Source organism: Xenorhabdus sp. IM139775 (assembly GCF_028598745.1).
Taxonomy (GTDB): Bacteria; Pseudomonadota; Gammaproteobacteria; order Enterobacterales; family Enterobacteriaceae; genus Xenorhabdus.
In genome coordinates, this window is the sequence record NZ_JAQRFK010000106.1 from 1 (window position 1) to 7169 (window position 7169).

5 protein-coding genes and 1 rRNA gene are annotated in these 7169 nt (G+C 44.1%); 4 read left to right on the forward strand and 2 right to left on the reverse strand.

Features of this window, described 5'->3' with window-relative positions; genetic code table 11:
• Positions 1-307: 307 nt before the first annotated feature.
• On the reverse strand, positions 308-1348 hold the full coding sequence (locus PSI17_RS15420) for a tRNA/rRNA methyltransferase (RefSeq protein WP_273552822.1): 1041 nt from the start codon (positions 1346-1348) through the stop codon (positions 308-310).
• A 134-nt stretch (positions 1349-1482) separates the two neighbouring features.
• Here PSI17_RS15420 and PSI17_RS15425 point away from each other — a divergent pair, with 134 nt between their 5' ends.
• The 4 genes from PSI17_RS15425 to PSI17_RS15440 all read left to right on the forward strand — a co-directional run bounded on the left by PSI17_RS15425 (position 1483) and on the right by PSI17_RS15440 (position 6954).
• The gene (locus PSI17_RS15425) at positions 1483-2154 is read left to right on the forward strand and encodes a tRNA-uridine aminocarboxypropyltransferase (RefSeq protein ID WP_273552823.1); all 672 of its coding nucleotides are present in this window, start codon (positions 1483-1485) and stop codon (positions 2152-2154) included.
• A 126-nt stretch (positions 2155-2280) separates the two neighbouring features.
• A complete protein-coding gene (locus tag PSI17_RS15430) occupies positions 2281-4923 on the forward strand; it encodes a bifunctional acetate--CoA ligase family protein/GNAT family N-acetyltransferase (protein WP_273552824.1) in 2643 nt (880 codons plus the stop codon).
• Between the two features lie 200 nt (positions 4924-5123).
• On the forward strand, positions 5124-6482 hold the full coding sequence (gene pssA / locus PSI17_RS15435; protein WP_273552825.1) for a CDP-diacylglycerol--serine O-phosphatidyltransferase: 1359 nt from the start codon (positions 5124-5126) through the stop codon (positions 6480-6482).
• Positions 6483-6600: 118 nt separating this feature from the next.
• Positions 6601-6954 carry a YfiM family lipoprotein gene (locus PSI17_RS15440; protein ID WP_273552826.1) on the forward strand — a complete coding sequence of 118 codons (354 nt, stop codon included), beginning with the start codon at positions 6601-6603 and terminating at the stop codon, positions 6952-6954.
• A 57-nt stretch (positions 6955-7011) separates the two neighbouring features.
• On the opposite strand, the gene rrf is transcribed toward PSI17_RS15440, so the two are convergent.
• Positions 7012-7127: ribosomal RNA gene (gene rrf, locus PSI17_RS15445) — 5S ribosomal RNA — on the reverse strand.
• Positions 7128-7169 lie beyond the last annotated feature (42 nt).

A 7169-nucleotide genomic window follows, 5' to 3' on the forward strand; every position in this document is an offset into this window, starting at 1 on the left:
ACCGATTAATAATATGGATAAAATCATAAATGGCATGGTGTTTATGTGGATTATTTAAATCTTAGCGTGATAAATAAATTCCAACATAATGATTTCAAATTAAAATAATACCAAATGTTTTTATTTAATTTAACGAAACATTTTTCATTACGAAATAAAAAACAAACTCAATAAATCAGAAGATAAAATAAAGGCCCTGACTCAATAGACAGGGCCTCATTAATAATGGAAATTAAACTCTCTCTTTCTATTTTCAAGTCACTGTTCTTTACCCAATGGCAACTTGAAAATCTATTCCAGAGATAAGTTAAACTTTATTCTGACGCCACCACTCCGCCAACAGGATACCGGTTGCAACAGAAACATTCAGGCTTTCCACTCGACCGGTTCCACCAATAGAAAGACGAATGTCACCATCTTCCCAAGTGCTGTCACTCAGCCCGTCACTTTCCTGACCCAATACTAAAACCATTTTTTCTGGTAATGTGGCTTGTGCCAGTGTCGTGCTTCCCTTATGACTTGATGTCGTCACAATGGTGTAACCTTCATCGCGGAATTTATTCAGTGTAGTCGTAAACCCATCGGCATCAATGCCTTTGATGTGTTCAGCACCGCCTTCTGCTGTACGGACAGCCGCGCCTGATTCCAGCATCGCGGTATCCTGCAAAATCACACCTTGTACGCCAAAATGCGCACAACTACGCATAATTGCCCCAAGATTATGTGGGTTACCTACGTTTTCCAATGCCAGCACACAATCTTTTGCGGGTGCCTGCTGCAAATAGGTTTCCGCATCCAAGCCATTGCGTTTCTTAATCAGGAAACATACGCCACCGTGGTGCTCTGTCCCTGATGCCTTAGACAGCTCTTCATCATCCACCACATGGTAAGCCTTGCGATTTGCCGCCATCCATTTCAAAGCGTCGCGAAAACGCGGGGTGACTGATTGAACAAACCAAGCCCGAACAATCGCATCAGGACGACTCTGAAACATTGCCTGACAAGCGTTTTCCCCATAGATACGGGTTTCTTCCAGACGCTGACGACGAAGCTGTTCTGGATCAATATGACTTTTGCCACTAATCCCACTGTGCTCTGGTTTAAGAGATTCTCCCTCTGGACGGGAGATCGTTCTCCACGGAGAACGATCGTCTGAGCGTGGCGGGCGTTCACTGCCGCGACGGCGGTCACCCTGTTCACGCTCTTTGCCAAACGGACGGTTATCATTTTTACGGCTGCCACTGTTTTTACGACGATCTCCGTCTTTACGGCTATCGTTATTGTCCTCATTATTGCGGACATACATTACTTTGACTTTGCCGTTCTTACCACTATAGGAATCGTTCATTTTTTTCTCCAACTGCGTTATGGCGCGAAGATTACCCGATGTGCGCGCCCGAAGCTACCTCTGGCAACGACAATCCATTAAAATATCCGCTAATTTTTTACTGGCTTTATTCACGAACATGTTTGAGTTCTTAAATGAGAAATAACAACGCCGTTTATCAGCTTCGCCAACTCCGCCTCGCCCGCTCTACCCGCCCTTTTCAGGCAAGGGGGTGTCGGGTGCAGCGTTGCCTGCATTGTTTATTACCCCAAAAAAAATGCCTGTGTGAAATGATCTCACCGGCAAATGCGGCAAGCCGCTTTTGTCTCATCATGTTTGATACTGAGCCGATGAAACCCAGCAATACCGGAAAGTTGATTGCAGATGTTCTGCCCGATACACTCGCTTTTCTCTGGTCGAGAACCGAGCCTGATCAACACATGCTTGAAGCATTGTGCGACCCAACCCGACAGCCCTATCTGATCTTCCCAGACAGTTATGCTACGCCTCCCCGCACGGTGTATCAGAAGCTCCCTGCGAACCCGAAACCACCGCTGTTCATTATATTGGATGGTACTTGGCCCGAAGCAAGAAAAATGTTTCGCAAAAGTCCATATTTGGATGATATTCCCCTGTTGTCTATGAATAATATTGCCAAAATGGACTATTTACTTCGGATACCTTCCAGAATAGAGCAACATTGTACGGCTGAAGTCGCGGCGGCGGCACTGGAATTGGCAGGGGATGTTGCCGCATCACAATCCTTGTTGAGCCATTTTAATCACTTTCGTGAACAATATCTGGCCGGAAAATCTAATCATCTGTAGGAATAAATCACAGTAATGCTTGACAATCCGCGCTAAAGTCACTGATGGTGGCTAAAGTTGTTCATGCTAATTGTTTAATCAACAGTGATTGTTTATTGATGTGATAACTGATAAGGAACCCCAGAAATGAGCCAGCGCGGACTTGAAGCATTATTACGCCCTAAATCGATCGCCGTTATTGGGGCCTCTGAAAAGCCAGAAAAAGCCAGTTCAGTGTTGATGCGAAATCTGTTAATGGGTGGGTTTACGGGACCGATTCTTCCCGTAACACCAAATAAATATGCCGTTCTGGGGGTGTTAGCTTATCCTTCTATCGACAAATTGCCTTTGACCCCAGACTTGGCGGTGATCTGCACCCATCACAGTCGCAATTTACCTTTGCTGGAGCAACTGGCTCAACACGGCTGCAAGACTGTCATTATCTTATCCTCTCCACCATCACAATTCACGGAATTGAAGCAGTGCAGCCAAAAGCATCATATTCGAATTCTGGGGCCAAATAGCCTTGGCATTCTGGCACCGTGGAGCGGGCTGAATGCCAGTTTTTCGCCCATTCCTATCCTTAAGGGGAAACTGGCTTTTATTTCACAATCAGCAGCAATATCAAACACCATCCTGGACTGGGCTAATCACCGCAATATTGGTTTTTCGTATTTTATTGCCCTGGGTGACAGTGTTGATATTGATATTGATGACTTGCTCGACTTTCTGGCAAGAGATAGTAAGACCAGTGCTATTTTGTTGCATCTCGAACATATCAGCGATGCCCGGCGTTTTCTTTCTGCCTCCCGAAGCGCTTCACGCAATAAACCCATTCTGGTCGTGAAAAGCAGCCGAACCCGAAAAGCTCAACAGTTATTGGGAGAACAACAAAGTTTCGATACGGCTTATGACGCCGCCATTCAACGTGCCGGATTACTGCGTGTACAAGATACGCATGAAATGTTTTCCGCTGTGGAAACATTGAGTTTTATGCGGCCATTGCGCGGAGAACGTTTGTTAATCGTCAGTAATGGTTCCGCACCGGCAGCAATGGCGCTGGATGAGCTATTCAGGAGGACAGGAAAACTCGCGATATTAGGAGAGGAAACGATAAATAGGTTGTCTGGCCTACTTCCCGACACGCTTCTTTTGCGTAATCCCTTGGATATCGGTGATGATTCCTCAACCGAACGCTACGTTGCTACACTCAAACTACTTTTGGATAGCCATGATTATGATGCTTTGCTGTTAATCCATTCTCCTTGTGCCATATCCCACAGCAAAACTACGGCGGTTCGGGTCATACAGGCCATTAAAGAGCATCCTCGTGGAAAATGGATTACTATTTTCACGAATTGGTGCGGAGAATACTCTTCACTGGAAGCCCGGCATTTGTTTAGTGAGGCGGGTATTCCGACTTACCGGACCCCAGAAGGTGCCATTACCGCATTTATGCATATGGTGGAATATCAGCGCAACCAAAAACAACTCAAAGAAACACCCTCCTTGCCAATTGGCATTACATCGAATACGACCCGGGCCCATGAATGTATCCAGCAGGCTCTTGATAACGGGAATGTCCGGCTGGACACCCATGAAGTACAACCTATTCTTGATGCTTACGGTTTAAATACCTTACCCACTTGGATCGCGCATTCCGGTGAGGATGCCGTCAATATTGCAGAAAAAATTGGCTATCCCGTGGCATTAAAACTCCGTTCACCAGATATCCCACATAAATCAGAGGTTCAGGGTGTGATGCTTTATTTGCGTAATGCCGATGAACTCAAAACAGCAACGCAAGCAATCATTGAACGTGTCAAACAGAATTTCCCGCAAGCCAGAATTCATGGATTGTTAGTTCAGAGCATGGCTAACCGGGCTGGTACACAAGAGCTGAGAATTTCTATTGAGCAAGACGAGATATTTGGCCCCTTAATCATGCTTGGGGAGGGAGGAGTTGATTGGGTACATGAAACACAGGCGGTTGTCGCTCTCCCTCCTCTTAATATGGCGTTAGCCCGTTATCTGGTTATTCAGGCAGTTAAGCGCGGTAAAATAAAATCAGGTGGTTCACTTTTACCACTGGATATTCCTGCTCTTAGCCAGTTATTAGTCAGAGTATCCAATCTTCTGATCGATTGTCCTGAGATTACTCGCATGAACATTCATCCACTGCTTGCATCAGGCAATGAGTTCACCCTATTGGATGTGACAATGGAATTGACGCCAGCAGCCGGTGATCCCCGCAAAAGACTGGCTATCCGGCCTTATCCCAACGAGCTGGAAGAAACTATCCATATAAAAGGTAATCTCGAATGTTTGCTACGGCCAATCCTGCCAGAAGATGAACCTTTGCTGAAAGAATTTATCGGCCAAGTGACGAAAGAAGATCTTTATTACCGCTATTTCAGTGAAATCAGCGAGTTTACTCATGATGATCTGGCAAACATGACCCAAATTGATTATGACCGAGAAATGGCATTCGTGGCGCTCCGTCATCCGGCAACAACACCTGAAATTATTGGTGTCGCTCGTGCCATGGCCGATCCTGATAATATCGAAGCAGAATTTGCAGTATTAGTCCGTTCAGATCTCAAGGGGGTTACGTTAGGCTATCAGCTCATGACGAAGCTGATTCACTACACAAGAGAACATGGTATTCAGACGCTGACAGCTATCACCATGCCTGAAAACCGTAGCATGATCCAACTTGCAAAAAAACTAGGGTTTAACATTGACATACAGTTAGAGGACGGCATTGTTAATCTTATGTTGAAGCTCTAGCAAAAAATCCGGCATATATCTCATGATGAGTACTGAAAATTCTCACTTCGTGATTAAACGCACAGACTTAAAGCAATCAGCCCAAGAGCGTTAATTCATACTCACAATGAGTCAAACTAATGGTATCATCACCAGATCATTTTGATTCATACACCTTATGATGGTATTGATTCCATCTAAACTAAGAGAAAAAACGCACTGTGATGTTGTCCAAATTTAAACAAGCAAAATACCAACAACACCTTGCACAACTGCCTAAGCTACCGCAATCAGTTGCTGACATTGAAACGCTTTATCAAACTAAAATGTTTCGCAGCACCTTATTGGAACGTATAGCAAATGCCCAAAAGCATATTTATATCGCCGCATTGTATTTAGAAAATGATGATGCAGGGCGGGATATTCTAGCCGCATTATATACCGCGAAACAAAAGCGCCCTGAGTTGGATATAAAAATCCTGGTTGATTGGCATCGTGCTCAACGTGGTCGTATTGGTGCAGAAGCAGCGGCAACAAATGCAGATTGGTACTGTTCCATGGCTGAAAGCTACCCTGATGCCAATATTTCCATTTTGGGTGTTCCCGTGAACACGCGGGAAGCACTGGGTGTTTTACATCTAAAAGGCTTTATCTTCGATGATACGGTTATTTACAGCGGAGCCAGCATTAATGATGTTTATCTGCACCGCCATGAAAAATATCGTTACGACCGTTATCATTTGCTGCATAATGCTAAACTTGCCGCGATCATGAAGCAATTTATTGATGACAGCATTATTAGCGCTGAAGCCGTAAAAAATTTGGCCTGCCACAATCGTCCCCGTAGCCTTGAAATTAAAAATTTGATCCGTCAATTTCGTACTTCATTGAAAAATGCCGAATATCACATCGAAAATCAAGCATCAAATGAAGAATTGGCGGTAACTCCCCTTGTTGGATTGGGCAAAAAGAACCTGTTGAACAAGACAATTTACCATCTCATGTCTTGTACCGAAAATAAGTTGGTTATCTGCACACCTTATTTTAATTTGCCCGCCGTGTTAGTGCGTGCAATATCTCGGCTACTCCGTCAAGGGAAACACGTTGAGATTATTATTGGTGACAAAACAGCCAACGATTTTTATATTCCACCAGAAGAACCCTTTAAGATCATTGGCGCATTGCCTTATCTGTATGAAATTAACTTGCGTCGATTCACGAGTCGGCTGCAAAAGTTCATCGATAACCAGCAACTCACTATCCGGTTGTGGAAAGATCAAGATAATACTTATCACTTAAAAGGGGTCTGGGTTGATAATAAATGGCAATTAATGACGGGTAATAACCTTAATCCTCGCGCATGGGGATTGGATCTGGAAAATGCCATTCTTATTCACGATCCCCATCAAGAGATGAAAGATCAATGTGCAATGGAGTTGGACTGCATCCGTGCCCATACAAAAATTATCCAGAGCTATCAGGAACTGGAGAATATCCAGCTCTATCCTGTCAAAGTACGCAAGCTGATACGACGTTTACGCCGTATTCGGGTGGACCGATTAATCAGCAGAATACTGTAAAATAGATAATTAATTATCATTTTTTTGAGTCCCCTCTCGCTATTGCCAGAGGGGATTTTTGTATCTTATTTATCAAACAGCTATGATTTTAGAAAAATAAATCATGGCGAAAATAACGATGAAAAAACGCATCATCACTCTGATACAAAATATATTAATAATCTCCCCTATTCTTTTGAATACTTCTTGCTCCAATATACGTCAAGCAAATGACAACTGGACAGGGAAAGATAAAACGCAACATTTCTTATTTTCTGCAATTGTCGCTGCCGCAGGAAATGCTTACGGTGATCGTCAACATTGGGGGCATCGTGAAAGTGTACAATTTGGTGTATTACTATCAATGAGTCTTGGTGCAGCAAAAGAGCTTTATGATAGCCGCCCATCAGGAACAGGCTGGAGTTGGCATGATATTGCTTATGATATAGCAGGGACAATAGCAGGCTATAGTTTATATCAATCCATCAAATAAAATTTTTAAACGCAAAAAAGCCATCCGGTGAGGGATGGCTTTTCTGACTAAAGTGATGTCTGGCAGTGCCCTACTCTCGCATGGGGAGACCCCACACTACCATCGGCGCGACGGCGTTTCACTGCTGAGTTCGGCATGGGGTCAGGTGGGACCACCGCGCTATTGCCGCCAGACAAATCCTGTTTTCAATCCCGAACAAGCTGTTTATCATCTGA